This is a genomic window from Paenibacillus sp. FSL H8-0332 (genome assembly GCF_037963835.1).
GTDB classification, from domain to species: domain Bacteria; phylum Bacillota; class Bacilli; order Paenibacillales; family Paenibacillaceae; genus Paenibacillus_AQ; species Paenibacillus_AQ rhizoplanae.
In genome coordinates this window covers 278,561-304,679 of record NZ_CP150145.1, presented here as the reverse complement: position 1 = coordinate 304,679, position 26,119 = coordinate 278,561, and the positions used below count along the sequence as shown (strand labels likewise).

Annotated in this window: 23 protein-coding genes; 8 read left to right on the top strand and 15 right to left on the bottom strand. The window is 54.9% G+C overall.

Annotation, left to right across the window (positions count from 1 at the left end; all coding sequences use genetic code 11):
- Positions 1–635: 635 nt before the first annotated feature.
- The gene (locus NST43_RS01335) at positions 636–1,673 is read right to left on the bottom strand and encodes a LacI family DNA-binding transcriptional regulator (RefSeq protein WP_209993718.1); all 1,038 of its coding nucleotides are present in this window, start codon (positions 1,671–1,673) and stop codon (positions 636–638) included.
- Between the two features lie 138 nt (positions 1,674–1,811).
- Here NST43_RS01335 and NST43_RS01330 point away from each other — a divergent pair, with 138 nt between their 5' ends.
- The gene (locus tag NST43_RS01330) at positions 1,812–2,699 is read left to right on the top strand and encodes a hypothetical protein (protein WP_339222039.1); all 888 of its coding nucleotides are present in this window, start codon (positions 1,812–1,814) and stop codon (positions 2,697–2,699) included.
- Positions 2,700–2,721: 22 nt separating this feature from the next.
- Here the strand turns inward: NST43_RS01330 and mutY are convergent, their stop codons facing one another.
- Positions 2,722–4,059, bottom strand: coding sequence for an A/G-specific adenine glycosylase (mutY, locus tag NST43_RS01325; protein WP_339222037.1), 1,338 nt, complete (start codon positions 4,057–4,059; stop codon positions 2,722–2,724).
- Between the two features lie 32 nt (positions 4,060–4,091).
- A complete protein-coding gene (gene acpS, locus NST43_RS01320; RefSeq protein WP_339222035.1) occupies positions 4,092–4,496 on the bottom strand; it encodes a holo-ACP synthase in 405 nt (134 codons plus the stop codon).
- 290 nt (positions 4,497–4,786) lie between these two features.
- Between acpS and NST43_RS01315 the strand changes: the two genes are divergently transcribed.
- Positions 4,787–5,605, top strand: a complete 819-nt coding sequence (locus tag NST43_RS01315; protein WP_339222033.1) for an alpha/beta fold hydrolase — start codon at positions 4,787–4,789, stop codon at positions 5,603–5,605.
- Between the two features lie 174 nt (positions 5,606–5,779).
- On the opposite strand, the gene nadE is transcribed toward NST43_RS01315, so the two are convergent.
- The 3 genes from nadE to NST43_RS01300 all read right to left on the bottom strand — a co-directional run bounded on the left by nadE (position 5,780) and on the right by NST43_RS01300 (position 9,067).
- Positions 5,780–6,589, bottom strand: a complete 810-nt coding sequence (nadE, locus tag NST43_RS01310) for an ammonia-dependent NAD(+) synthetase (protein ID WP_209993714.1) — start codon at positions 6,587–6,589, stop codon at positions 5,780–5,782.
- A gap of 140 nt (positions 6,590–6,729) precedes the next feature.
- Positions 6,730–7,164, bottom strand: a complete 435-nt coding sequence (locus tag NST43_RS01305) for a BrxA/BrxB family bacilliredoxin (RefSeq protein ID WP_209993713.1) — start codon at positions 7,162–7,164, stop codon at positions 6,730–6,732.
- A gap of 181 nt (positions 7,165–7,345) precedes the next feature.
- The gene (locus tag NST43_RS01300) at positions 7,346–9,067 is read right to left on the bottom strand and encodes an ATP-binding protein (protein ID WP_339222031.1); all 1,722 of its coding nucleotides are present in this window, start codon (positions 9,065–9,067) and stop codon (positions 7,346–7,348) included.
- Positions 9,068–9,228: 161 nt separating this feature from the next.
- Here NST43_RS01300 and NST43_RS01295 point away from each other — a divergent pair, with 161 nt between their 5' ends.
- Positions 9,229–10,488 (top strand): NAD(P)/FAD-dependent oxidoreductase, encoded by a 1,260-nt coding sequence (locus NST43_RS01295; RefSeq protein WP_339222030.1) that lies wholly within the window; start codon positions 9,229–9,231, stop codon positions 10,486–10,488.
- An 82-nt stretch (positions 10,489–10,570) separates the two neighbouring features.
- Here NST43_RS01295 and NST43_RS01290 read toward each other — a convergent pair whose 3' ends face one another.
- Complete coding sequence (locus tag NST43_RS01290; RefSeq protein WP_339222028.1) at positions 10,571–11,821, bottom strand: ABC transporter permease; 1,251 nt, start codon at positions 11,819–11,821, stop codon at positions 10,571–10,573.
- Positions 11,818–12,642: an ABC transporter ATP-binding protein gene (locus tag NST43_RS01285; RefSeq protein ID WP_339222027.1), complete on the bottom strand. Its 825-nt coding sequence runs from the start codon at positions 12,640–12,642 to the stop codon at positions 11,818–11,820. Before NST43_RS01285 ends, NST43_RS01290 begins: the two co-directional genes overlap by 4 nt.
- A gap of 230 nt (positions 12,643–12,872) precedes the next feature.
- Between NST43_RS01285 and NST43_RS01280 the strand changes: the two genes are divergently transcribed.
- Positions 12,873–13,340, top strand: coding sequence for a MarR family transcriptional regulator (locus NST43_RS01280; RefSeq protein ID WP_036700143.1), 468 nt, complete (start codon positions 12,873–12,875; stop codon positions 13,338–13,340).
- A gap of 124 nt (positions 13,341–13,464) precedes the next feature.
- Here NST43_RS01280 and NST43_RS01275 read toward each other — a convergent pair whose 3' ends face one another.
- The 3 genes from NST43_RS01275 to NST43_RS01265 all read right to left on the bottom strand — a co-directional run bounded on the left by NST43_RS01275 (position 13,465) and on the right by NST43_RS01265 (position 16,055).
- Positions 13,465–14,979 (bottom strand): MDR family MFS transporter, encoded by a 1,515-nt coding sequence (locus tag NST43_RS01275; RefSeq protein ID WP_339222025.1) that lies wholly within the window; start codon positions 14,977–14,979, stop codon positions 13,465–13,467.
- 27 nt (positions 14,980–15,006) lie between these two features.
- On the bottom strand, positions 15,007–15,576 hold the full coding sequence (locus tag NST43_RS01270; protein WP_339222023.1) for a GNAT family protein: 570 nt from the start codon (positions 15,574–15,576) through the stop codon (positions 15,007–15,009).
- A 179-nt stretch (positions 15,577–15,755) separates the two neighbouring features.
- The gene (locus NST43_RS01265; RefSeq protein WP_209993707.1) at positions 15,756–16,055 is read right to left on the bottom strand and encodes a hypothetical protein; all 300 of its coding nucleotides are present in this window, start codon (positions 16,053–16,055) and stop codon (positions 15,756–15,758) included.
- A gap of 231 nt (positions 16,056–16,286) precedes the next feature.
- On the opposite strand from NST43_RS01265, the gene NST43_RS01260 reads away from it, so the two are divergent.
- Positions 16,287–16,766, top strand: a complete 480-nt coding sequence (locus NST43_RS01260; protein ID WP_339222022.1) for a GAF domain-containing protein — start codon at positions 16,287–16,289, stop codon at positions 16,764–16,766.
- A 124-nt stretch (positions 16,767–16,890) separates the two neighbouring features.
- Here NST43_RS01260 and NST43_RS01255 read toward each other — a convergent pair whose 3' ends face one another.
- The 3 genes from NST43_RS01255 to NST43_RS01245 form a co-directional block, all read right to left on the bottom strand.
- Positions 16,891–19,323 carry a glycogen/starch/alpha-glucan phosphorylase gene (locus tag NST43_RS01255; protein ID WP_339222020.1) on the bottom strand — a complete coding sequence of 811 codons (2,433 nt, stop codon included), beginning with the start codon at positions 19,321–19,323 and terminating at the stop codon, positions 16,891–16,893.
- Between the two features lie 107 nt (positions 19,324–19,430).
- A complete protein-coding gene (glgD, locus tag NST43_RS01250; RefSeq protein WP_209993705.1) occupies positions 19,431–20,534 on the bottom strand; it encodes a glucose-1-phosphate adenylyltransferase subunit GlgD in 1,104 nt (367 codons plus the stop codon).
- A gap of 23 nt (positions 20,535–20,557) precedes the next feature.
- Positions 20,558–21,721: a glucose-1-phosphate adenylyltransferase gene (locus tag NST43_RS01245; protein WP_339222019.1), complete on the bottom strand. Its 1,164-nt coding sequence runs from the start codon at positions 21,719–21,721 to the stop codon at positions 20,558–20,560.
- A 442-nt stretch (positions 21,722–22,163) separates the two neighbouring features.
- Between NST43_RS01245 and NST43_RS01240 the strand changes: the two genes are divergently transcribed.
- From NST43_RS01240 to NST43_RS01230, 3 genes are all read left to right on the top strand, one after another.
- Positions 22,164–22,850, top strand: coding sequence for a response regulator transcription factor (locus tag NST43_RS01240; protein ID WP_339222018.1), 687 nt, complete (start codon positions 22,164–22,166; stop codon positions 22,848–22,850).
- Positions 22,847–24,325 (top strand): HAMP domain-containing sensor histidine kinase, encoded by a 1,479-nt coding sequence (locus NST43_RS01235; protein WP_339222016.1) that lies wholly within the window; start codon positions 22,847–22,849, stop codon positions 24,323–24,325. The genes NST43_RS01240 and NST43_RS01235 overlap by 4 nt, the downstream gene beginning before the upstream one ends.
- 166 nt (positions 24,326–24,491) lie before the next feature.
- A complete protein-coding gene (locus NST43_RS01230) occupies positions 24,492–25,058 on the top strand; it encodes an FAD-dependent oxidoreductase (protein ID WP_339222014.1) in 567 nt (188 codons plus the stop codon).
- Between the two features lie 69 nt (positions 25,059–25,127).
- Here the strand turns inward: NST43_RS01230 and NST43_RS01225 are convergent, their stop codons facing one another.
- Positions 25,128–26,111, bottom strand: coding sequence for a glycosyltransferase family 2 protein (locus tag NST43_RS01225; RefSeq protein ID WP_339222012.1), 984 nt, complete (start codon positions 26,109–26,111; stop codon positions 25,128–25,130).
- Between the last annotated feature and the right edge of the window lie 8 nt (positions 26,112–26,119).

Genomic DNA, 26,119 nt, shown 5'->3' with positions numbered 1-26,119 from the left:
TCCCCCGCTCCCTTCCCGATGTCATATTTATATAGTGGCGGATGCCAGCATATAAGCCTTTAAGGTAAGTCTTGAAATGATGAAAAGAAAACTTGGAAATAAATGAACTTGGATACGGGCGGTGCCGCTCTGGAGGGAAGGATAAGGATTATTGTACGGGCCATGCCGCCCCATTAGGAGCGATACTGCTTCAGAGGGAATATCAGGATCAACTGTGCACGGCCCATGCCGTCCCTCTGAGGACGGCGCCTCTCTCGTGGGAAATATCAGGATGACTGGTGGGTTACGGCTGCGAATCCTTATACTTTTCAAATTGTCAGTAAATTTGAAAAATCGCCTTGTCCCATATGTACCGCAAGAGTAACCGCTTACTCAAAACCTAAAAAATAATGAAATGGGTTTCATGAAATCCATTTCATTATAACTTCTGCTTATCCCCTGGTCAATCCTACTTTACACAAATTCCATGCTTCAATCCAAAAACTTTCCAGAATACAGGCCCCCTCGTGCTGACGCACTCCACATACGCCTGGAAAGTTCTTGCCCGGCCCTGGATGAACATGCTTGAATGCTTGCGCAGCAGATTAATCTGGTAAGCAGCTTCCGTTAGGCTACTATGCGTGCTATTGCGTGAGCTATTCTGCGGGATTTTTCGGGCGTCCCGTGCTGTCGCGTACCACCAACTTAGGCTGGAGCACCGTGCGTTTCCTGGGATTTCCGCCGCTAATCAGCTCATGAAGCATCTCTACAGACAGCTCCCCCAGCTGGTTGGTGTTCTGCGACACCGTGGTCAGCTCCGGAATAACCGCTCTGGACAAGGGCGAATCGTCGAACCCCACGATCGACATATCTTCCGGTATCTTCAGCCCATGCTGAGTGGCAGACTTTAATGCCCCGATGGCCGTAAAATCATTCACACACAGCACCGCTGTCGGCCGGTCCTCCTGCTCCAGCATCCGGTCCATCAGCGCCCGTCCGCCCTCGATCGAGAAGTCGTGGAACATGACCCAATCCTTGCGCAGCGTAAGCCCCTGCTCCTTCAGCTTCATCCGTACAGACTTCAGCTTCACCTGAGTTGTCGAGGTCTCCTCCATCCCCCCGAGGAACCCGATTCTCCGGTGCCCCAGGTCCAGCAGATGCTGAGTAGCCAGCGCCGCCCCTTCTTCTTCATCGGTGTAAATACGGTGCAGGCCACTCCGGGGCAGATTGCCGTTGACCAGCACGATCGGCACATGCTTCGACAGCTCCACGACCTCCTGGGACAACGCCGGCGGACATTGGTTCAGGTTAATTCTGCCACCCAGGAAAATAATCCCGTCCACTCTTTTCTCCCGAAGAATGCTAAGGTACTCCGACTCGCGGCTATGCTCCCCCGCCGTATCGCAGAGGAAGAAGGTATAATGCTTCTCTCTGGCTACATTCTCGGCCCCCCAGAAGACCTCCGGGAAAAACGGGTTGGTGATGTCAGGCAGAATCATGGCGATCGTGCCAGTCTCCTTCTTGAGCAGACTGCGGGCAAGCGCGTTCGGCTGAAACTGGTGCTTCTCAATCACAGCCATGATGATCTTTCGGGTGCTCTCCTTGACCGGAGCTGTATTGTTGAGGACACGGGAGACTGTGGCTACGGACACCTGGGCCTCCTTGGCGATATCATATATGGTAATCGTCTTCATCCTTTACCTCCTTGGTCTTGCGTTCCTGGCTTATAGCAACTTACATCCGGGGTGGATGGGTGCGGGGGTTGGGGTGGAGGAGTTGGCAGGGGGAGGGAGTTGGGGCAGGGTGCTGTTAGAGTTGGCAGGGCGCGGGGGATGGGCTGGTGCTTAGAGGCCCTTTATTCGTGCCAGTCGCCAACTGCTCCTCATTTCGCTCAACCACTAACTTTCGGCGAATTCAGGGGTACTTGTGCTCCTCATTTACGCCTGCGGCCCACTTCCGGCACATTTAATGGGATTTATCCCTTTGGTTCGGCCGTGCTGCTCACTTTCGGCACATTTAATGGGATTTATACCTTTGGTTCGGCCGTGCAGCTCACTTCCGGCACTTTTAATGGGATTTATCCCTCTGATTTCACCGTGCGGCCCACTTCCCGCACATTTAATGGGATTTATACCTTTGATTTCGCCGTGCGGTCAACTTTCGGTACTTTCAATGGGATTTATCCCTTTGGTTGCGCCGTGCGGCTCACTTCTGGCACATTCAATGGGATTTATCCCTTTGATTTCACCGCGCGGCTCACTTCTGGCACATTCAATGGGATTTATCCCTTTGATTTCACCGCGCGGCTCACTTCTGGCACATTCAATGGGATTTATCCCTTTGATTTCACCGCGCGGCCCACTTTAGGTACTTTTAATGGGATTTATCCCTTTGGTTGCGCCGTGCGGCTCACTTCCGTTACTTTCAATGGGGTTTTGCAGCCTAATTCCGGCGCGGTTAGTGGCGCACATATACTATACTTTCGGCTGTTGAGGTCAGATAATACATACTTCCAGTTTGTCCACAACCGATGCCCCTACATTTGCTCAACAGCATACGGAAGCGGCGGCACTCTCTTTAGAAGGACGGCAGCCGTTGCAGTGTTGGTGAGAACACGAGGGAAGAACCCCCGTCTAGCACCAAACATACTAATCTTTACACTGCAATCGGCAGCAGTGGTGCTTGTCCCTCGATGGATTGTATGGCTCAGCAGGGATTAGCATCGCGGTAGTGGGTGGGAGCCTACGTCCCTTGCTCATCGAAATAGCTGTTCAGCAGCTTGAGGAACACATTCGGAAAGGCATAATTCTTCATGTCCTCGCGGCTGATCCAGCGCTGTGCTCCGCTGTCTGCCGCATCGGCTGCGGCATCCCCGCTGTCGAACAGCGCCAGCGGTGCGTCTTCCGCTGGCTGTGCTTCCAGCGCTGCAGCCAACGTGCTATCGCCGCGTCCCGCATGTGCCGCTCCAGACTCTGCCCCCAGCGCGCTATCGCCGCGCTCCACAAGCGCCGCCCCATACACCGCGCGGCTCTCCGCTGCCAGCGGCAGCGCCGCCTCTTCCCTGCAGCGGTACACCTGCAGGGTCCACACAATATGGCTGAATGTATGCTCCGCAGCCATCCAGTGCCCCTCAGGCCGGGCGTGAATCCCGGCCTGGCTCATGGACCGGCGCAGCCGGTCCAGCGCTGCCGCTTCCGGCAGCAGCGCACCGCGCGCGCCGCCAGCCTCAGCAGGCGGCGCAGGCCAGTGCGGCAGCTCCCACATGCGGGCCAAAAGCCCGCTAGCCGGCCGCTGCCGGATCAGTACCCGGCCCGCGTGCTCGCCGCGGCCCTCCACCAGGGCAGCCAGCCGCTCCTCCGGACGCGGCGGCTTCGCCTTGGTCTTGACGGGCAGCGAGGTCTCGCAGCCCGCCAGCCGCGCGGCGCAGTGCTCCATCACCGGGCACGGAAGACAGCGCGGTGATTTCGGCGTGCAGATCAGCGCGCCAAGCTCCATCAGCGCCTGATTGAAGCTGCCCGCTTCCCCTTCGGGGATGAGCTCGGCGGCGAGCTTTTCCATTTTCACTCGGGTCGGGCCTTTAGCAATGTCATCCTCAATCCGAAAATACCGGGATAAGACGCGCATCACATTGCCATCCACCGCCGGCTCCGGACGGTTGAACGCGATGCTCAGAATAGCACCGGCTGTATACGGACCTACGCCCTTGAGGCTGAATACGGCATCGCGGTCATCCGGCACCTGCCCCCCGTACAGCTCCTTGACCTGCTTCGCCGCATGCTGGAGATTTCGGGCACGCGAGTAGTAGCCAAGCCCCTCCCAGCATTTCAGCACCTCTTCCTCCGGTGCATCTGCGAGCGCCTCCACGGTTGGAAACTGCTCAATGAAACGGTTGAAATAAGGAATTACCGTATCCACCCGGGTCTGCTGCAGCATAATCTCCGAGATCCAGATATAATACGGGTTGCGGTGGCGCCGCCACGGCAGGTCCCGCTTCTGGAGGTGATACCATTCCAGCAGGAACCGGCTGAAGAATAACTTGGCTTCCTGCTGCGCTTCTATGTGCTTCTCATCTGTGGTCATCGTTATTCTCCTTGCCGTTCATAATTATATAGTTACAGGCTGTGGCCGGGCGTCCGCTCCACCACCGCGAAGGCCGAGGCCAGTCCGCGGCTGTGCGTAATGGTGAGATGAATGATATACTCCTGCTCCGGCAGCCCCAGACGGGACCAGGCCTCCGCTGACAATATAGCGACTGGCTTGCCCAGCGCATCCGGCAGAATCTCAATATCCTGAAAACCCACCAGCTGTCCGATTCCGCAGCCCAGCGCCTTCACAACCGCTTCCTTAGCCGAGAATCTCCCGGAGATGAATTCCGCTGTCTTCGCGCCTTTGCCTGCGGCCAGCCACAGCTCCTGCCGGGTCAGAATTCTCCGGGAGAAGCGGCTACCCAGGCTGCCCTCCGTAATCCCGGCAACCCTGTCGATTTCCAGCACATCATGCCCGATTCCGTAAATCACACTCCCACACCTCTCCTGGCTCTGCATTCCTTAACCCTCTTATATTACCTTCTATCCTTACCCTGCGTCTAATGATATGATCTTGCTAGGACTCCACAGATCTCATGTAACAGTGAGGCCTGTCAGCTTCTTGGCCAAGTATTATTAATAATAGTCTTAGCGTCAGCTTTCTGCTATCTTAAAAGAAAAAAAACTGAAAGTCTATCACCCGCAAATCAGTTATATCTGGTAAAGAAGTGCAACCGCCATTTCCAAGATATTAAGGAAAGTAAGGAAAGGAAGAATACCTTATGTCCCGTAATTTTGAATTACCCGCAGGAGAGGATGCGGTGCTTCGCTGCTCCCATTTTCCCGCTCAGGGAGAGGCCCGCAGTGTAATAGTCATCGCTCACGGCTACAAAGGCTTCAAGGATTGGGGGATGTTCCCGTATACGGCACAGGCGCTCAGCGACGAGCATGAAGTGATCAGCTTCAACTTCTCCCATGCCGGCATCGGCGAGGATCTGCAGAATTTCACCGAGCTGGACAAGTTCGCCCGCAACACCTACCAGCGTGAGATCAAGGATATGGAGATCCTGCTCTCTTATCTGAGCCAGCACCACAGGTTCGGCAGCCTCCCGCTTTTCCTGTTAGGCCATAGCCGCGGCGGGGGCGACTCACTCCTCTACGCACTGGATCATCCGGCTGAAATCACCGGGGTCATCGCCTGGAACGGAATCACTAACCTGGATCTGTTCACAGAGCAGCAGAAGAGTGAAATGCGGGAGAAGGGCCGGACACATGTGCTCAACGGACGGACCGGACAGCAAATGCCGCTGGATGCCATCATTATAGAAGATCTGGAGCAGCAGGCGGAGCGTTACCAGATTGTAGAGCGGATGAAGCAGGCCAGCTTCCCGGCCGTCCTGATTCAAGGCAGTGAGGACGGCGAGCATCTGCGGCGCGGCTCCGAGCAATTAACCCGGCTGCGGCCGGATATCGAATGGGTGCAGATTCCCGGCGGCAATCATACCTTTGGCACCGTTCACCCATTTGCCGGAACGACGCCCCAGTTGGAGCAGGCGATATCCGCTACCAGAGAGTTCATCAACCGGGTGCTGGCGATGTAGATTCTTACTCTTACAAGTGGAAACGGCATTGCCGTCCTTTTAAAGGACGGTACCGTTTCAGCGAGAAATAGAAGGATAAGTTATCGTGTGGAACATATAAATTCTTATATTTCCAAAAAACCGCCGGAGCGTCTGCATCAAGCGCAGCGCCCCGGCGGCTCCGGCATAACCTGCTTAGATCCCCGGAATACTATCGCGCTTATGCGCCGTTCTCCGGAAGAAGCGCTCCAGCTTCTCAGCCGCTTCAGGGCTGACGGTCTTCCCCTCCAGATAATCGCTGTTCTCCTCATAGGTGATTCCAAGCTCTGTCTCATCCGTCTGGCCCGGCCAGAGTCCGGCCGTAGGGGCTTTGGTCACGATATCCGCCGGCACGCCAAGCGCCGCAGCCAGCTGCCGTACCTGCCGTTTGTTCAGGGAAGACAGCGGTGTAATATCGACGGCGCCATCGCCCCACTTCGTATAGAATCCGGTAATCGCTTCAGAAGCATGATCGGTACCCACCACCAGCAGATTGTTCTCAAAAGCAAGCGCATACTGCATCACCATCCGCGTTCTCGCTTTTACATTCCCCTTGCCCTGATGGGTAATATGCTTGTGCTGTCCCAGGGCCTTCAGGCTATGCTCGACCTCGAGGGCGATCTCGTTCACCGCTTCTTCAATATTGGTCTCCACCGTATGGGTCAGCTCAAAAGCCCGGGCCACCGCATAGCTGTGCTCAATATCCTCCTGCTCCCCGTAAGGCTGGAACACCCCGAGTGTCATATACTCCTTGCCTTCCTCCGCCGTCAGCTCGTCCGTAGCCAGCTTGCACAGACCCGCAGCCACCGCGCTGTCCACACCCCCGCTAATCGCAATCAGCAGACCTCTGGCTCCCGCCTGGAGCGCATACGCTTTCAGGAAATCTACACGCCCCCGTATCTCCGCATCCGTATCAATCACCGGCTTAACTCCCAGTGCAGCAATAATCTCTTCCTGCAGACTCACAGGACCACCCCGTTTCTTAGAATTATAATCCCTTAGTACAAGTAGAAAAAAATCCCGCATGAGCCAAGCCTCCGGCTGACGGCTGGCTGATGCGGGATCATTACTTATTCATGCTGCTGCCCTCAGGCTGCAGGACATTATTACTGGCACACGCGGTCAAAAACTTCCTTCAGCTCCGCAGCAATCTCGGCGGCCGAACGGTCTTCTACACCGTGACGTTCGATGAAGTGAATCAGCTCGCCGTCTTTCATCAGCGCGATGGACGGGGACGATGGCGGATACGGTGCGAAATATTCACGCGCCTTGGCGGTAGCATCCTTCTCCTGTCCGGCGAATACGGTGAACAGGTGATCCGGCAGAATCTCGTTCTGCAGCGCCTGGGCTACCCCTGGACGGCACTGTCCGGCGGCACAGCCGCATACGGAGTTAACAACAACCAGCGAAGTTCCCTTGGCTGCCGGAAGGGCTGCTTCCACATCCTCCGGGGTCAATAGCTCCTGAAATCCGATGCTTGTCAGATCGTCGCGCATAGGTTGAATAGAATCTCTCATATATTGATTAAAAGACATGGACATTTCTCTGCACTCTCCTTCATCACTTGAATTGAGATAAGGTCAGAACCCGGATAACGTTACCGCGTTCCAGCACTACTTGCTAACTTTATTATACATACATACTCTGTGAAAGCAAGAGAAGCAGCCGTCTCCAGCCTGCCGCTGCACAGCCTCGAAACGGTGCCAGTCCCGACGGAATCCGCTACATATATACTGGGCTTTGGACAGTTCCCTCTCTGGACTCCACCGGAAAAGTAACGATGACCGAGGTCCCAGAGCCTACCTCCGATTCCACCCGGATCGTTCCGTTATGCCGCTCCGCAATACTAAGACAGAGCGGCAGGCCAAGTCCTGTCCCCTGGCTCTTGGTGGTGAAGAACGGGGTGAACAATTGTTTCAGCTGGCTCTGGGGCATACCGCCTCCGGTATCCGTAATAATCAGCAGCACGTTATCCTCATGCTCACAGGCAGCAAGCGTCAGTACGCCCTTGGCCTCCATCGCCTCCATGCCGTTGCGGGCCAAATTCAGAATCAGCTGCTTGATCTCCCGGACATTCAGCTGTAGCAGCGGCATCGTCGGGCTGATCTTCAGCTCCACGCTCTGGCCGCGAAGATTGGCATCCGCCCAGATCAGCGGCGTAAGCTCCTCCATAATAGGCTGGAGCCCGGCCGGCTCCTTGTCCGATACACGGGTCTGCGCCAGCGACAGAAAATCATTGATGATGCTGTTGGCCCGGTCCAGCTCCTCCATGACAATATGATAATAGGAGTGGAGATCCTCCGGGCTCTTTTCCCGCATCAGCTGCAGGAAGCCGCGTACTACCGCCATCGGGTTGCGGATCTCATGCGTAATTCCGGCAGCCATCTGCCCCACCAGCGACAGGCGCTCGACATTGTCCAGCTCACTGCGGATTTTCTCCTCTTCCGTCAAATCCTGAATAATCATGACGATTCCGCCCGGCTGCCCCGATTCATGCCGGAGCGGCGCGGTAAAAATATGATAGGTCATCGAATCGACCCTGATCTTGGTATTGGAACGCAGTCTGCTGCGCAGAACCTCCTCTAACCGGGTCAGGGCGGGCTGATCCATGCTTTTGCCGAAGATCTCACTTGCCGGACTCGACAAAATAATCTCTCTGGTCAACAGGGGGCAATGACGCTGCATCAGGGTCAGCATGTATTCATTCAGCTCCGTCACATACCCGTTGTCATCAAACTCCATAATATTCAGCGGAACCACATTCGTGATCTGCTGCATCTTCTCCGATTCCCACTGGAATTTCTCCGAGATCCCCTGCATCTGTATCCTGACTTGCAGCTTGTCCCAGGCCTTATCGATATAGAGGATAAACAAGGCGCCCAGAATTAAGGCCGTTAAGGCATATAGCCCGGCCAGGGCGGCTTCAGCAGGAGGGATATCCAGGACGCTCCGGCCCTGCATATTCGGTACAATGACAATGAACAGCATGCTTGGAAAAAGCGCGCCCCACAGAATGGCGATTTTGCCGGGTATCGCGGATTTCTTGAACAGCCCGGACATGCCGAAGAGCAGCGGATACATTAGCACCCCTGTATTCAAGAAAAGATGCTCCAACCCTGACGGCACCGAGAACAATGCAGTGCAGAAGAAGAAATACAGCGCCAGGTAGATACTGGAGGGCAGATTGCCATATAAGATCCCCAGATAGGCCGGGAGAATCGCCAGATTCAAATAGACCACTCCGAACATCGTATCCGATAGTGCCATGCACAACGTAATGCCCAGCGCGCAGCAGATCATTAGAAAGGTGTGATCATCGGGAAACTTGGTGCTCCGGCGCAGGGGATCGCCCCGGTCCAGCCTCCACTGAAAGAGAAACAGAAAAATGCAGGCAGCCGATATTTGCAATAAAATATCCTTTACCGCATAAATAATTGAAATCACTCCTCAAATTGGTTAAAATTCCTTTTCCACTTAGATTAAAGCACAACCGCGCTTTCCTGACAACGATAATCAGGTTTCGGTCGCCTGGGTCTGGCTACGCTCTCCCTGGAATGGTATGATGCCGTTAATAGAATGTCGCAATAAGTAAAAGGAGCAAATGAATGAATAGCTATGATGTAATCGTCATTGGAGGCGGCCCGTCCGGGCTGATGGCCAGTGTAGCCGCAGCCGGACACGGGGCGTCCGTACTTCTGATCGACAAAGGGGCGAAGCTGGGCCGCAAGCTGGGAATTTCGGGCGGCGGGCGCTGCAATGTTACCAATATAAAGGAGACCTCGGAGCTGATCGCCCATATTCCGGGCAACGGCCGTTTTTTATATAGCTCGTTTGATCATTTCAACAACCGGGATATTATAGATTTCTTTGAGGGGCTGGGCATCGCCTTGAAGGAGGAGGATAACGGGCGGATGTTCCCTGTATCGGACAAGGCCGCAAGCGTAGTATCCGCACTGGTGGGTAAGGTGCGGAGCCTTGGCGTGCAGATCATGACGGACAGCCCGGTCCGGGAGGTTCTCTACGCGGAAGGAGCCGTCCGGGGCATCCGTCTGGAGTCAGGCCAAGCCTTCGGCGCGAAGGCTGTCATCATCGCCACCGGAGGCAAGTCTGTGCCGCAGACCGGCTCTACCGGCGACGGATACCCATGGGCCGCCGCTGCCGGACATACGATCACGGAGCTATTCCCGACCGAAGTCCCCATTCTCTCACGGGAGGCTTGGATCAAATCCGGAGAGCTGCAGGGCTTGTCCCTCCGCGATGTCACGCTGAGTGTCTGGAATCAGAGGGGCAAGAAGGTGATCTCCCACCGGGGAGATATGATCTTCACCCATTTCGGCTTATCCGGCCCGATCGCGCTGCGCTGCAGCCAGTTCCTGCGCCAGGTTCAGCAGAAGTCGGGAACCGATAACGTAGAGATGTCCATCGACCTTTTCCCGGACTTGTCCCTCCAGGAGGCGGAGTCTATGCTCCAGAATAAGCTGGATCTGGAGCCGAAGAAGGCTATCCGCAACTCGCTGAAGGGCCTGCTGCCCGAGCGCCTGATCCCGCTGCTGCTGGCGTGGTGCAGTCTGGACGGGGAGATTACAGGCCATCATCTGCCGAAGACTGGCCTTGGGGCGCTGGCTGACCTGGTGAAGCGGATGCCTGTTCAGGTTCATGGAACACGTTCCCTCGCGGAAGCCTTCGTGACCGGCGGCGGAGTCGCGCTCAAGGAGATTGACCCCAAGACCATGCAGTCCAAGCTGACCGCAGGCCTCTATTTCTGCGGTGAGATTCTTGATATTCACGGGTATACCGGCGGCTATAATATTACCGCCGCCTTCTCCACCGGCTATACGGCCGGCAAGCATGCGGCGGCGCAGTAAGGCGGATAAGCAGTGCTTATAGTTAGAACAGCCAGAACAGCAAAGAGCCTTCCCCCGGCTTGTGGAGGAAGGCTCTTTGCTGTTATCTTGCAAATCTTATGACACTGAAGATACGTCCGATCCAGATTCCGGCTGCTGCTCCTACAGGGATAAAGATCAGTAGGCCCCACCAGCCATAGGCAGGAATGCAGAGCATGGCGGAGCACAGGACGGCGAAGGGCGTCAGCAGAATGGGCATCGCCTTGGAACCGGCGTCCGCCTTCTGTTCCTTGGTGAACGGCAGAATGCCGATATAATCATCCCCGGAGAACAGATTCCAGAAGGAGGTCAGCCAGTAGGCCATCATACTCGTCAAGATGGCGTATAGCAGCCATTTCAGCACTACCGGCACAATAAGGATGGCCACCAGCGACACCCCGGTGAACTGCAAATACAGCTTGAGATGGGCCGGATTGCGCAGCATCGCCTTCATCCCCGCGGCAGCGAAGCGGCTCTCGGGCAACTTCGAAGCCAGCAGCGGCTGCGACTTGCGGAAGATCCAGGGCTTATAGCGCGTCGGCCGCGGCTTATCCAGCACACGGCGCAGCAGAATCGCTGCAATTCTCATCCGCTGCTTGTAGTCTTCGCGCACATCGTTCACGAACGTGCCGCGCAGGCGCAAGCGGGCTCTGAATGCCAGGACGGTCACAACCGCGTAGCCGGCAGCCGCCAGGAACAGAAGGGCCGGACTGTCCTTCCAGAAGAGCGCGAGACGCAGGTAGATCCCGCAGGGTACGGCCACCGCCAGGATCAGCCACAGCCGGCGGCGGAAGCCCTGCCGCTGCACCTTGACGATATGGCCCAGCAGCTTAACAGCCCAGCTGCAGGTTATGGTCAGCACCAGCAGACCATAGGTGCTTGCCGCGCTCAGATCATAGCCGCGGATCAGAAACGGCAGCAGAATGACGTACACCGCCGCCATCTTCAGCGCAGTTACAGCTAGGCTATAGACCATTCCGCCCTTGAGGATCGTACTGATCCAGTTCTGGCGCTGCCGCAGGAACAGCAGATCGCCTTCCTGGAGCAGCAGTACGATCCCTCCGGTTGCCAGCAGAATGGCCAGCAGCGAAGGCACAACAACAAAGGGTACATGGCTGAACCACCCCGGAAGATTGCCGCTCCAGTAGCCATAATAGAAGCGGCCGCCGAGGAGGCCCCCCGGGATGAGGATATACAGCAGGACTGTCCAGTCTACAGCCGTACGGATAATAGCAGTCTGCTCCCGGAAATGGGAAAATAGTCTTCGTCTTAAGAGATTCCTTGCAGCCGGGAACGCAAATGAATTCCGGCTCATGTTAATTCGTCGAAGCAATCAAACAGCGATCCCTCCGGCAGCCCCGCTTCCCCGCGTATTGCCGCAAGTGTCCCCTCGGCGGCAATTTTGCCTCCGGAGATCAGAATGAAGCTGTCGCAGATTTTCTCCGCTGTATCCAGAACATGCGTGGACATCAGCACCCCGGCACCGCGCTCCCGTTCCGCCTCCAGCAGGCGCAGGAAATCCTTGGTGGCCCTGGGATCAAGCCCGATGAACGGCTCGTCCACAATATAGACATCCGGCTGTACCAGGAAGCCGAGCATGAGCATCATCTTCTGCTTCATCCCCTTGGAGAAGCCCGCCGGCAGATCATCGCGCACATGGGTCATGCTGAACTGTACAAGCAGTTGTTCAGCCGTGGACTCGAAGGCTTCATAGCTTAAGCCGTAGGCGGCAGCGGCCAGATCAAGATGCTCCCACAGCGTAAGGTCCTCGTAGAATACCGGCTGCTCCGGCACGTAGGCGTAGGACTTATTCTCGCCGCCCAGCTTCACCCGGGCTTTGGCATGCTTCAGCAGACCTAGCAGCGTCTTGATCGTAGTGCTTTTGCCGGCCCCGTTCGGTCCGATCAGTCCCAGCAGCTCGCCCTTTCTTACCTGGAAAGAGATTCCTGAGATGCGGATATCTCCTGCCTCATAGCCCGCTTCCTCAATCACTACATCAAGCACGGTATCCTCATCATCGTAGTCATCATCGTCGTCGTAATACTTGTTGATCCGGTCCTCCGTCTGCTTCGGAGCCTTCTGTTCCTCTGAGCCTTCTGTCTCTTCCATGTATCTCTCCATCTCCTGTATCGTCATTCAATATAATGCGATCATAGCACCCTGGACGGACCTTTGCTGCAATAATTTTCACCCTTCACCCGTCCTTCAAAAGATTGTTCAATTTTTCATTATTAAAAGTGTGCTTATTGTGACAAATGACATGTTCTTCAAACTTTGTTTGACGTATTGTAAAGCTAGATATCAGGAAGCAAGTATTCCAAACCGTGCGGATAAGCCCGTACGATTAACAATAGAGGTGGAGAAGCATGATACAATCCTATGAACGCGATACTCAGTTGACCCTGCATTTGTACAGAGTTTTTGCCAAATCCTTCAAGAGTATTAACGAGCATGCTGTAACCGGCAGCAAGATTGAAGGCTTCAACCCGACGGCCTTCGCAGTCATGGAGGTTCTCTTTTACAAAGGACCACAGCCGATCCAGCAGATCGGTGCCAAGCTGCTGCTTCAGAGCGGTAACGTTACTTATGTGATCGACAAGCTGGAAGAACGCGGCTACCTGCAGCGTAAGCCTTGCCCTAGCGACCGCCGTGTTATTTTTGCCGAGCTGACTACCGAGGGCGAACGCCTGATGAACGAGATGTATCCGAAGTACTCGGAGCGCCTGCACCTGGCCTTCAGCGGACTCAGTGACGAAGAGAAGGAACAGATGATTGTGCTTCTGAAGAAGATGGGCCTGCAGGCTGAGAAGCTCTCTCCGCTCCCGCGCAAATAAGGGTAGTTGAGGAATCGGAGGTTGTGATTATATTCACTACCATTAAAATCGCTCCTTTGGTAAATGGAAGGTCCGCCATCCATCCCCAAAGGAGCGATTTCTTTGTATGTTCAAAAAGAGAAGCTTAACGCTTCGAAGGTGTGCTTACTTCCTGTATGGAAGGCACCCCTTGGTCAAGGCGCACCGAGATCACCAAGGATATCACAGCGAACACGGCCATTACGATGAACAGGGAGTGCAGACCGCCCTCCAGCGCACCTTGCAGACTGCTCCAGGCTTCCCCGGACAGCTCGCTTCCGCTATGCGGGTTAAGCAGCTGGTTGATATCCGCGCCGGAGGCGGCGGCTCCCGGCTGTTCCGCCAGGCTCCGGTCAATACTGAAGTTCAGCCAAGAACCGAAGATTGCCACCCCGACGGTCTGCCCGAGTGAGCGGGTGAAGGTGTTCAGTGCCGTAGACGCACCGCGCTGCTCATGCTGCACCGAGGACTGGGCGATTATGGTGAAGACTGTCGAGGCATAGCCGAAGCCCACCCCGCAGAAGAGCATCAGCACCAGAAGCAGCAGCTGCGAGGAGTCTGCATTCATCAGCGTAAGCCCCACGGCTGCGATAACAATCAGCGACAGGCCGAGCATTCCCGTGCGGCGCGTGCCTGCACGCAGAATCATCCGCCCGCCCGCGATAGAGCCCAGCATCCAGCCGACCGACATCGGCGCCAGGAGCAGGCCCGAGAGGGCGGCGCTTTTGCCGAATACGCCCTGCACCCACAGCGGAACATACGTAGACAAGCCGATAATGAGCGTACTGACCAGCAGATTCGCACCTGTAGAGACCGCAATATTACGGATGGAGAACAGCTCCAGCGGCAGCATCGGCTCGGCGGCCCGGCGCTCCACGAACAGGAACACCACCAGCAGCAGAACAGCCGCCAGGAGAATGGCCAGCAGCAGCGGAGAAGTCCAAGGCAGGCTCTGTCCTCCAGTCGTCAGGCCAAACAGCAGTGCCCCCATGCCCGCAGCGAACAGCAGCACTCCGGCTACATCGATCTTCGTCTTGCGGCGGACCTTCTCTTCCTTCAGATACCGTGAGATGAAGATAATCGACAGCAGTCCGAAGGGCAGATTGAACACGAATACCCAGCGCCAGCTTAAGTAATCCACTACATAACCGCCAAGCAGCGGCCCGACCAGCGAAGAAATCCCCCACACCGAGCTAAGCAGCCCCTGCGTCTTCGCCCGTTCCTTCAGGCTGTAGATATCTCCGATAATGGTAAAAGTCATCGGAATCAGCGCCCCGGCACCGATCCCCTGAATCCCCCGGTAAATAATCAGCTGCTGCATACTCTGCGAGACTCCGCATAACAGCGAACCTGCCAGGAAAACTACGGCGCCGCCGATGAACACGGGCTTCCTCCCGATCAGATCACTCAGCTTGCCAAAAATCGGCGTGGTCACTGCCATCGCCAGCAGATAAGCTGTAAAGATCCAGCTCAGCCACTGCATCCCCTGGAAATCCCCTACGATAGCCGGACCCGCCGGACCCGTTACCGTCCCTTCAATCGCTGCCAGAAATGTAGCCAGCAGTACGCCTGTCAATATTAACTTCCGCTGCTTGTCCCCCATTGAACTCAATGAATCCATACCTTCTCTCTATATTCTCTATATTCTCTATATTCTCTCTTCTGCGCCCGTATCTCCTTGCAGCAGGGAATACATCACTACATCCTGATAACCGGACGCCGTATGCCGGTATTGCCGCAGCAAGCCTTCCTGCTGGAAGCCAAGTCCCGTAAGCAGCCGCTCTGCGCGAAGGTTGTCCGGATGGCACAAGGCTTCGATCCGGTTCAGCCCCATGCTCTGGAAGCCGAACGCAAGCACCAGCTCCAGCGCCTCCCGCATGAACCCCTGGCGCACAGCAGCCGGTGACAGCTCGAAGCCGATCTCTCCCCGGTAGGCACCTTGCAGCTGCCAGTGGTTATAGCCGCAGCTGCCGATGACAATGCCTTCCGGGCCAAGGATGCTCCAGCGCAGGCTCTCTTCCTCCACAGCCCACTCCGCGAGCAGATCAATCAGTGCTTCTGCATCCTCCACAGAGGACAGAGGCGGGCCATCCAGCCAGGGCGCTACCGCCGGATGACTCCAAATCCCAAACAGCGCCTGCGCGTCTGCGGGCAGCATCGCCCGCAGACGCACCCTCCGTCCGCTTAATTCCGGGATAACACCCCCGCACACATACATGTTCCGGTCCCCTTTCAACCCTATCAGTATACATCTTATTCTGCCCGAGCGGCGCGTTTACCTGTCACTCCCGCTTACCCATCACAAATAGCGTCTGCCCCCATGGCTTGCCGCCACAGGGTCAAACGCTGTACCTAATGCCAAATGTTATGTCCCATTTCGTGCAGCCGCATTCAGACTTAACCTGACGCACCCGCTGCCTTAACCGGCTTAAGCACCTCGGTGCACAGCACGCCAAGCTTGGCCTGAATGGCTTTGAATTCTTCAATTCCCGTTCCCGTGATACTATAAGCATCACCATGGGCTGTAAGGAAATTCTCCTGGGTTAGCCGTTCCAGCTCCTGTTTCACTTCGCGCTCCGCCACCCGGTACCCCAGCTTCTCCAGCTCCGGCAGCATTTCCGTTAGTTTCAGATCCTTCTCATGTGCACAATAGAGCATGTGGATTCCAATAAACAAGTTCTGTACGTCGGCGCGCATGTTTCACTCCTTCTGGCTACTAGCCTGTTGTATTTATAAAAGCATTACCCTGCCCTGAGTTCGCGGAAACATCCGCCCTTAAGCAATGCTTGCATCTTCCTCTCCTTCCACTAAGCGGAAAAACCTGTTAATCCTTCGTTAATACTTGACGTATTACGCTTCCCTGTACTATCTTGATAGTTAACAGTTATGGGATTCATACTGACTCAAGGTACAGGAAGGTGATGCTTCATGTTTCAAGCCATGCCTTATGATGGCACTCGCAGCGAACGGTTCGAAGCCGTTCTAAGCCAGCTCGGGGCACTGATGGAGGGTGAACCGAACGCCATTGCCAACTTGGCCAACGCTTCGGCGCTGTTAAAGCTCTCTCTACCGGACACCAACTGGACCGGTTTCTACTTGTATGACGGCAAAGAGCTGGTGCTCGGCCCCTTCCAGGGACTTCCGGCCTGCATCCGGATTCCGCTGGGCCGCGGCGTCTGCGGAACCGCAGCCGCTGAGCGCCGCACGCTAGTGGTCGGCGATGTTCATGCCTTCCCGGGGCATATTGCCTGTGATGCTGCCTCCAATAGTGAGATTGTCGTTCCGCTGGTCAAAGGGGACACCCTCTATGGCGTACTGGATATCGACAGCCCGCTCAAGCACCGCTTCGACGACGAGGAGCGCCGCTTCCTTGAACGGTTCGCAGCCATGGTATCCGAGGTGCTGTAAGGGCATCCTTCCTCATCAGCAGTAAATAAGGCAAGAACCGGAAAGAAGCCGCCCCACCGCAGGAATGATTCCTGGATGGGGCGGCTTTTTTGCTGCTCAGATTATACCGTCCGGAGCTGCGGCGTTACAGCCGGACCGGATTGATATGCCAGATCTCGGAGGCGTAGCGGCTAATCGTATTGTCGCTGGAGAATTTGCCGGAATGGCCGATATTGATAATGGACTTCTTCAGCCACTCCTTCTGATTCCGGTAAGCCAAGTCAATCTTGACATGGGTCTCCACATAGCTGGCGAAATCCTTAAGCACGAAGAATTCGTCATTGTTGTCAATCAGTGACTGGAAGAGCGTATCGAACTCCTGGGCATGGGAGCAGAAGGGGCCTGGGACGATTAGCTGATCCAAGACTTCTTTTACCCTACCGTCGCCATTATAGATATCGCGGGCGTGGTATCCGCCGTACTGGTAATAATCAAGTACTTGCTCTGCCCGGAGGCCGAACAGGAACATATTATTGTCTCCTACCATCTCATGCATCTCCACGTTAGCCCCGTCCATGGTTCCGATCGTCAGCGCACCGTTCATCATGAACTTCATATTGCCGGTACCGGAAGCTTCCTTGCTCGCCGTGGAGATCTGCTCGCTAACATCGGCGGCCGGAATAATCTTCTCCGCCAAGGATACCGAATAATTCTCCAGGAAGAAGATACGGATCTTCCCGTTAATGTCCGGATCTTTGTTCACTACATCAGCCACTGTATTGATCAGCTTAATGATCCGCTTGGCCAGATGGTAGCTTGGAGCAGCCTTGGCACCGAAGATGAAGGTACGCGGGACGATATTAATCGAAGGATTATCTTTGATCTGATTATACAGATGCATAATATGAAGTACATTCAGCAACTGGCGCTTGTAGGCATGCAGGCGCTTCACCTGAACGTCGAAGATCGAGTCCGGGTCTACCTGAATGCCGTGCTTACTGGTAATATACTCCGCCAGATGCAGCTTGTTGCGGCGTTTGATGGCGGCCACCTGCTCCTGGAAGGAGGCGTCCTCGCTGTACTTGATCAGCCCGATCATCTCCTGGGGCTGATGCATCCAGCGGGTGCCGATGGATTCGCTGATCAGTCCGGCAAGCTCAGGATTGGCATGCTGCAGCCAGCGGCGGTGTGTGATGCCGTTGGTCTTGTTATTGAAGCGGTGCGGATACATCTCATTGAACAGGCGCATCTCACGCTTCTGCAGAATCTCCGTATGCAGTGCCGCTACACCGTTCACACTGTGGCTGGCAACAATCGCCAGATGCGCCATCCGCACCTGATCATCATGGATGATCGCCATCTGATTGATCCGGTCCTGGTCTCCGGGATATTTGCTCATCAGCTCGCCACAGAAGCGGGCGTTAATCTCCTCAATAATCAGGAAGATGCGCGGAAGCAGCTCTCTGACCATGCCGATCGGCCACTTCTCCAGTGCCTCGCTCAGAATGGTATGATTCGTATACGACACCATACGGGTCGTCATATCCCAAGCCTGATCCCAGCCCAGATTATAGACATCCATCAGGATGCGCATCAGCTCCGGGATCAACAGCGTAGGATGTGTATCATTGATATGCAGGGCAACCTTGTCCGGCAGGTTCTCAATCGGCACGCCCGTCTTAGCGAAGGTCCGTATAATGCTCTGCAGACCGGCACTGCACAAGAAATATTGCTGCTTCAGCCGAAGCAGCTTGCCTTCGTACTGGGAATCATCGGGATACAGGAATTCCGAGATGGATTCCACGGACCGCTTGTATTCCAGGAACTTGTGATAATCCGAACCGCCCAGAGCGCCGAAGACTCTCGAAGGCTGGGTGATCGACTCGGCGCTCCAGTTGCGCAGTGTATTCACATGTCTGCGGTCTGCACCGATGACCGGGATATCATAAGGAACCGCCCGTACCGCTTCATAATCCTTGTGTTCAAATACAAGTTCATTGTTCTCCCAGCGGGTATCCACCTGTCCCCAGAACCGCACCTCTACCTGCTTGTCTTCGCGGCGCACTTCCCACACATTATCATTCTGCAGCCAATAGTCTGGCAGCTCTACCTGATAGCCGTCTACAATCTTCTGCTCGAACAGGCCGTATTTATAACGGATGCCGCAGCCGTGTCCTGCATATTGCAGGGAAGCGAGCGAATCCAGGAAGCAGGCAGCCAGACGGCCCAGCCCCCCGTTGCCCAGACCGGCATCCGCTTCTACCTCTTCGATATCCTGCAGACAGAACCCCAGATCCGCGAGTCCCTCGCGGACAACCTCCAGCACGCCCATATTCAGCAGGTTATTGCCCAGCAGCCTGCCGATCAGGAACTCCATGGAGAAATAATACACCTGCTTATCCTTGTCGATCTTGAACTTCTGATTAGTGGCAGCCCAGTCCTTACCGGCACTCTCACGGATCATGTTGCCGAGAATATTATAAATATCAGCATTGGAAGCTTCCTCAAGCGGCTTGCCTAATTTCCCGATGAGTTTCTCACGGAACACTTGCTTGAAAGTCTCTTTATCGTTGAACAACGGCAGGTTCCTCCTAACAGATACTTGTATTTGTAGAAATTAGTGCCTATTACAACACTGGATCAGAAGAAATGCCCCGAAGTGGAACATTTCCCCTGATCCAGATATTATATCTTGCTGCTCTTGGCTATGACAAATGGACGCCTGCTGTCTCCAACGAGTATCCGGTCTTTGCTGAGATGCACATCTTTGTCCATGATCACATTCTCGATCACGGCATTCTCCTCAATCACGCATTTCTGCATAATAACAGAGTTAATAATCCTCGCACCCTTACGAATCTGCACGCCCCGGAAAATGACGCTGTTCTCCACCGTCCCGGCGATTATACAACCGTTGGCCACCAGCGAGTTGCTGACCGACGCACTATCCAGATAACGGGTAGGCGCCTCGTATTTAATCTTGGTCTGCACCGGATTCTCTTTGAACAGGCCAAAGTAATTCTCCTGCTTCAGCAGCTCCAGACTGTTCTTATAGTAACTCTCCAGCGAATTGATAACGGCATGGTAACCCTTATATTCATAGGCGGAGATTTTGAATTTGTGGCGGTTCTTCTGAATGGCATCGCGGAAGAAATAGCTCTCGCCATGGGCAATGCAATGCTCCACCTGCTCCAGGAACAGCTTCTTCTCCATAATGAAGATGTCCAGATACACATTCGGATGATGCTTCTCATGGTGAATATTCGTAACGAGGTTGTCTTCATTAAGCTCGACCCGCAGACACGGATCATGCTCCGGCTGAAGCTCGTCAATCTGCTTGTAGACCATCGTTACATCCGCGCCCTGCTCCAGGTGATACTGATAGAGGTCCTGCAGATCCACCGTGTTAATGTGCTGGCTGCCGGAGAAAACGATGTATTTGGCCGAAGCCCTTTTGAAGAAATCCAGATTGTTATGATAATGCTGCAGGTCTCCCAGGGAGGTGTCCGTAGGGTCATTCCAGTCCGGCGGCAGGATGAACAGTCCGCCGTGCTTACGGTTCATATCCCACGATTTGCCGTCACCGAGATGATCCATCAGCGACCGGTATTTGCGGCGGACGAACAGTCCCACGCTCTCCAGCTCTGCACGCATCATGTTGGATAAGACGAAATCTATCAGCCGGTAACGGCTGGCGAAGGGGACCGCTGCCCCGCAGCGGAAATAGGTCAGTTCATTTAAATTATCCAATTCATGATCAAGATTAATTACGCCCATAAGCTCTTTCATCGGAATCCCCCGTCCTCTTGTGGTTATATGGTTTTGGCTGCTACAGATTTGAGCTTCTTGCTTCGTTTGTCGATCAGCAGAATTTCATCCTCATTCTCCCGGTCGGCGCCGATTTCCATATTATCCTCAATGACCGTGTTCTGACTGATGATGGCTTTGTGAATTCTCACGTTCTTGCCGATCTTCACCTTGGGCATAATGACAGAGTCGGTGATGACACTGCCTTCGCCCACTTCAACCCCGTAAAAGAGGACGGAGTGCCTCACCTCGCCATGCACGATGCAGCCCTCATTAATGATGCAGCTCGATACCTTGGCTCCCGGCGCCACATATTGTGCAGGCTGATTCGGATTACGGGTGAAGATTCTCCAGCCGGTATCATTCAGGTTCAAGGGAGGCGTATCGCTCAGAAGATCCATATTCGCTTCCCACAGACTGTCTACCGTACCCACATCTCTCCAGTAGCCTTCGAATGGATAAGCATAGAGGGATTGGCCTTCACCCAGCATCATCGGAATAATATCCTTGCCGAAGTCATGTGAGGAGCCGGCGTTCTCTCCGTCCTCCAGCAGATGCTTGCGCAGAACATCCCATTTGAAAATATATACACCCATTGAAGCAAGTGTGCTCTTAGGCTGGGCTGGCTTCTCATCGAACTCGTAGATCTTCAGATCATCTTCCGTATTCAGTATGCCGAAGCGGCTCGCTTCCTCCAGTGGAACGTCAATGACCGAGATGGTGCAGTCCGCGTTCTTGGATTTGTGATATTGCAGCATGGCATGATAATCCATCTTGTAAATATGGTCTCCCGACAGAATTAACACATGCTCCGGATCGAACTGATCCACAAACTTGAGATTGCGGTAAATGGCATCCGCCGTTCCCCGGTACCAGCTGCTTCCATTCTCCCGTTCATGCGGAGGCAATACAAATACGCCGCCATCCTTGCGGTTCAGATCCCAGTCGCTGCCGACTCCGATATACGAATGTAGCACCAGCGGTTCATATTGTGTCAGCACACCCACGGTATCAATGCCCGAATTCGAGCAATTACTTAGGGGGAAGTCGATGATGCGGTAGGTTCCTCCGAAATAAACAGCCGGTTTGGCAATCGATTTGGTCAAACTTTTTAATCTTTTCCCTTGGCCTCCCGCCAACAGCATGGCTACCATCTCTTTTTTCTTCATGGAAGAGCCTCCTTGACTTATGGGTAGTGAAACATGTAATAAATTAGGTTGAATGAATGAAGCTGTGAAGTGTAGACCTAAGTAAATACCCTAAAAAGAAGTGTTGTGAAAAGATGTAGCCCAAAAGAAATGCAGAGACAGGATGAATACGGGTGATACGGGGAGGAAAACTGCTGATCGGGATATATTCTATCCTTTATTCTAATAGTGTTCTATACCCGCCGTCAAAACCCTTTATTGCCCGCCTTATTTCTAACTATATTTCATACTTAATGACGTAAAATATCTCTATAATTAGATTAACCATTATGATTAACCGCAATCAGCACGAATGAATCGAAGCCTTGGCTCCAAAGACCTATTTTCAGCAAACCTTCAACCTGAGACTTCATACTATGGACATACTATAATATTAAATTTACTTAATATGGAGGAACTTCTAATGAAAGCAGCACAAGGTGTCCGATTGCTCCTGGTGGATGATGAGCCTCATATCCTCCAGTTCCTCGAGCTGGGCCTGATCAACGAAGGCTTTGAGGTACAGACGGCCGCAGATGGGGCCGAAGCCCTGGCTGCGACGGCTGACTTCAGGCCGCATGTGGTCATCCTCGACGTCATGATGCCCGGCATGGACGGCTTCGAGGTCTGCCGGTCCCTCCGTGCCGAGGAAGCGGAGGTGGCGATCATCATGCTGACCGCTAAGGATGAAGTGGACGACCGCGTGACGGGCCTGTCTCTGGGCGCAGATGATTATATGGTGAAGCCGTTCAGCTTCGATGAGCTGCTGGCCCGGATTCAGGCACGGCTGCGCAACCAGTTCCCCGGCCTGCTCGGCGAGGTGCGCTGCGGCCCCTTCCGGATTGACGGCCGCCGCAAAGAGATCCGCCATAAGGAGGAGGTGCTGGAGCTGTCTCCGACGGAGTATGAGCTGCTGCAGTATCTGGTGATTAACCACGGGCTGGTCCTGAGCAAGCCGATGATTCTCGACAAGGTATGGGGCTATGATTTCGGCGGAGAGGAGAATATTGTGGAGGTCTATATCCGCTCCCTCCGGGAGAAGCTCGGTGATAAGGAGCACCGGATTATCCGCACCCTGCGCGGGGCAGGGTACCGTGTGGATCTGTTATGACGGCCCGGACCCGGAGGCTCACGGGCAGATTCCATGCTCCGCGTTCCCTGCGCAAGCAGCTGCTCGCCGCCTCGCTGCTCATTCTCTCGGGCTTGCTTATTCTGATCGGCACACTCCAGTATGTACTCATGCGGAATTTCATATACAGCAACCGGGCGGAGGCGATGGAGACCCAGATACGCTCCGTGCCGTATGAAATCTTCAATAGTACAGGCAGCAGACGGCCGGGTGGAGACCGCCGTCCTCTGCTGCTGGACGCCCATACTACCCTCGCTATCTACAGCCAGGACGGCAGCTTCAGGGATTTGCAGGACGAGACCCTATCCGCTTCGCCTGCACCTAGAATGAGCAGTGAGGCCTATAACCGGCTGCTGATGCTCCCCCCGGACAAGCGGGGCGGGGATTACCAGCTGATTACAGCCGGGGATGGCAGCGAGCATCTGGCGGTCTTCATGAATCTGGGCAGACCCGGTGCTGCCCGGATGCTCCTGCAGATGACGGTGGAGACAGGACCGCTGAGGGATGTCATCCTGCAGCAGCTGCTTATCTTCGGCGCATTGTCGGTAGCGGCTCTGCTCGCCGGGCTGCTGCTGTATTTGCCTGCGCTGCGCAAGACGCTGGTCCCCTTATCCAACATGGGGCGTTCGGCCCAGATCATCGATGCCGGCAATCTTAATGTGCGGTTCCCTGAGGAGCAGGGCCAGCTTGAGATCGACCAGCTCGCCCAGTCCTTCAACGGCATGCTGGAGCGGCTGGAGATTTCGTTCAAGAATGAGCGGGAGGCGAAGGAGCAGATGCGCCGGTTCGCCGCCGATGCTTCCCATGAGCTGCGGACGCCGCTGACGTCCATCTACGGCTTCCTGGAGGTGCTGCTGCGCGGAGCCGCCGATAACCGGGAGCAGTTGTACAGCGCGCTGAACAGCATGCATGGTGAAGCCAAGCGGATTAACAAGCTGGTGGAGGACCTGCTTCTGCTCGCCCGGATGGACGGCGCCCCCCGGCTGCGGGTCAAGCAGGTACTGCTGGGCGAGCTGATCGACGATATGCAGCCGCAGCTCCGGGTACTGGCCGGAGAGCGGCAGGTCGTCTTCGATCTAGCCTGCGGCATCCGGTGCCTGGTTGATCCTGACCAGATCAGACAGGTCCTTCTTAATCTATTCCACAATGCGGTTCAGCATACCGATGCGGCCAAGGGCATCATCCATATATCGCTGCATGCTGGGGGAGAACTGGGAGAACTGGCAAAGCTGACCGTGAAGGATAACGGCTCCGGCATCTCTGCGGAGCATCTCCCGTATGTCTTCGACCGGTTCTACCGCAGCGATTCCTCCCGCACACGCAAATACGGCGGCTCCGGGCTAGGATTATCGATTACGAGGTCCATTGCCGAGGCACATCAGGGAGAAGTTACGGTCTCCAGCACCCCGGGTGAGGGCGCTGCCTTCAAGGTCTCGCTTCCTTGTTCGCCAGATTAGCCAATGAGCTGTAAATAGCGATATAATAGTTAGCAGAAACGAAGCGAGTTTTGCGATGTGATTCAACGAGGTTTATGCTATCAAAACTTAAGCACATGCTTTCGAAGCCAGTTTTGCGAAGTGAATCAATGAAGAGTATCTACCAAAACTTTTAGGAGGTTATCTCATGTACGAAATCGCCATTATCGGTGCCGGTCCTGCCGGTGCAAGCGCCGCCCTGTTCGCTGCCAAGGCCGGCAAAAAAACACTGCTGATTGACAACGACAAAGGTATGACCCGCAGAGGCTGGTATGAGAATTATTACGGGATTAGCGAGATCGGCGGACCTGATCTGGTAGAAACCGGACATAAGCAGGCCGTGAAGTTCGGGGCCGAGCTGGTTGCCGGACAGGCCACCTCGCTGGAATCAGGCGGTGAGGGCTTCGTCATCGGGACGGAGAACGGAGCTACTTATGAAGCTATGCATGTTGTGCTGGCGACAGGTGTTCTGACGGATCTGGCTGCCGCAGCCGGGGTAACAACCAAGGAGGGCACGGAGCCAAGAATCAAGACGGTCATTGCCGCCACACCGGAAGGCAGAACCAACATCGACGGAATCTGGGCTGCTGGAACTGCGGCCGGAATGAGTGTTCACGCGATTATCACTGCCGGGGACGGCGCCAAGGTGGCCGTCAACATCATCAGTGAGCTGAACGGCGCACGGTATGTCGATCACGATTTGCTGAAGGCTTAGCAAATACTACAGAAGAACCGCCTTTCCTTTTGGAGGAGAGGCGGTTCTTTTTGTGCAGAAGGAATAATGTTATTTGTTGAGACTGGCGACTCTCTGCTCCTGTGCGCTCTGCTGCGGCCTGCCATTGTAGAATTCCTGAACGATGTAGAGGGGACGGCCCTTCGATTCATCATAGATCCGTCCGACATACTCCCCGAGAATACCCAGCATGAGCAGTACGAACCCGTTGAAGGTCAAGGTGATTCCGATCATCGATGCCCATCCCTTCACGGCTGCGTCTGTAAAGAGCACCAGATACAGTACGTACATCAGGTACAGAAAACCGGATGCGGACAGCAGCGCTCCAAGCACGCCCGCCAGCTTCAGCGGCTTATAAGAGAAGGAGGTAATGCCGTCCAGCGACAGCTTCAGCATCCGTCTGAACGGATATTTGGTCTCTCCGGCCAGCCGCTCCTCCCGCTCGTATTCTATCGCCTTCTGGCGGAATCCGACCCAGCTGACCAGACCGCGCACGAAGCGGTTCTTCTCGGGCAGACGCTTCAGCTCGTCGCAGACCCTGCGGTCCATCAGGCGGAAATCGCCGGTATCCACCGGAATGGAGATATCTGTCGAATAACGCAGCACCCGGTAAAATAAGCTGGCCGTCCACTTTTTGAACAGGGACTCTCCGTTCAGCTTGATCCGCTTGGCATACACGACCTGGTAGCCTTGCTTCCACTCCGCAATCATCTCCGGAATCAGCTCGGGCGGGTCCTGGAGATCCGCGTCAATGATCACAACCGCATCGCCCAGCGCATAATCCATCCCTGCTGTAATAGCAACCTGATGCCCGAAATTGCGGGACAGATCGATCAGCTTCACACTTTCATCCCAATAGCTGTATTCCTCGATCATCTGTGCGCAGTTGTCGGTGCTGCCGTCATTGACGAAGATCAGCTCGTAGGGCTCGCCTGTTATGCCCATTACTTTTTTGATGCGCCGGTAGGTCTCCTGAATAACAGGCTCTTCATTGAACATCGGTATTATAATGGAATAGCGCACTTGAACACTCATGGGCAGCT

Coding starts and splice junctions, on each gene's coding strand:
- NST43_RS01335 (WP_209993718.1), bottom strand. CDS start 1,673: ATGAAGACGATTACCATATATGATATCGCCAAGGAGGCCCAGGTGTCC.
- NST43_RS01330 (WP_339222039.1), top strand. CDS start 1,812: ATGGGCTGGTGCTTAGAGGCCCTTTATTCGTGCCAGTCGCCAACTGCT.
- mutY (WP_339222037.1), bottom strand. CDS start 4,059: ATGACCACAGATGAGAAGCACATAGAAGCGCAGCAGGAAGCCAAGTTA.
- NST43_RS01315 (WP_339222033.1), top strand. CDS start 4,787: ATGTCCCGTAATTTTGAATTACCCGCAGGAGAGGATGCGGTGCTTCGC.
- NST43_RS01305 (WP_209993713.1), bottom strand. CDS start 7,164: ATGTCCATGTCTTTTAATCAATATATGAGAGATTCTATTCAACCTATG.
- NST43_RS01295 (WP_339222030.1), top strand. CDS start 9,229: ATGAATAGCTATGATGTAATCGTCATTGGAGGCGGCCCGTCCGGGCTG.
- NST43_RS01290 (WP_339222028.1), bottom strand. CDS start 11,821: ATGAGCCGGAATTCATTTGCGTTCCCGGCTGCAAGGAATCTCTTAAGA.
- NST43_RS01285 (WP_339222027.1), bottom strand. CDS start 12,642: ATGACGATACAGGAGATGGAGAGATACATGGAAGAGACAGAAGGCTCA.
- NST43_RS01280 (WP_036700143.1), top strand. CDS start 12,873: ATGATACAATCCTATGAACGCGATACTCAGTTGACCCTGCATTTGTAC.
- NST43_RS01275 (WP_339222025.1), bottom strand. CDS start 14,979: ATGGATTCATTGAGTTCAATGGGGGACAAGCAGCGGAAGTTAATATTG.
- NST43_RS01270 (WP_339222023.1), bottom strand. CDS start 15,576: ATGTATGTGTGCGGGGGTGTTATCCCGGAATTAAGCGGACGGAGGGTG.
- NST43_RS01265 (WP_209993707.1), bottom strand. CDS start 16,055: ATGCGCGCCGACGTACAGAACTTGTTTATTGGAATCCACATGCTCTAT.
- NST43_RS01260 (WP_339222022.1), top strand. CDS start 16,287: ATGTTTCAAGCCATGCCTTATGATGGCACTCGCAGCGAACGGTTCGAA.
- glgD (WP_209993705.1), bottom strand. CDS start 20,534: ATGAAAGAGCTTATGGGCGTAATTAATCTTGATCATGAATTGGATAAT.
- NST43_RS01245 (WP_339222019.1), bottom strand. CDS start 21,721: ATGAAGAAAAAAGAGATGGTAGCCATGCTGTTGGCGGGAGGCCAAGGG.
- NST43_RS01240 (WP_339222018.1), top strand. CDS start 22,164: ATGAAAGCAGCACAAGGTGTCCGATTGCTCCTGGTGGATGATGAGCCT.
- NST43_RS01235 (WP_339222016.1), top strand. CDS start 22,847: ATGACGGCCCGGACCCGGAGGCTCACGGGCAGATTCCATGCTCCGCGT.
- NST43_RS01230 (WP_339222014.1), top strand. CDS start 24,492: ATGTACGAAATCGCCATTATCGGTGCCGGTCCTGCCGGTGCAAGCGCC.
- NST43_RS01225 (WP_339222012.1), bottom strand. CDS start 26,111: ATGAGTGTTCAAGTGCGCTATTCCATTATAATACCGATGTTCAATGAA.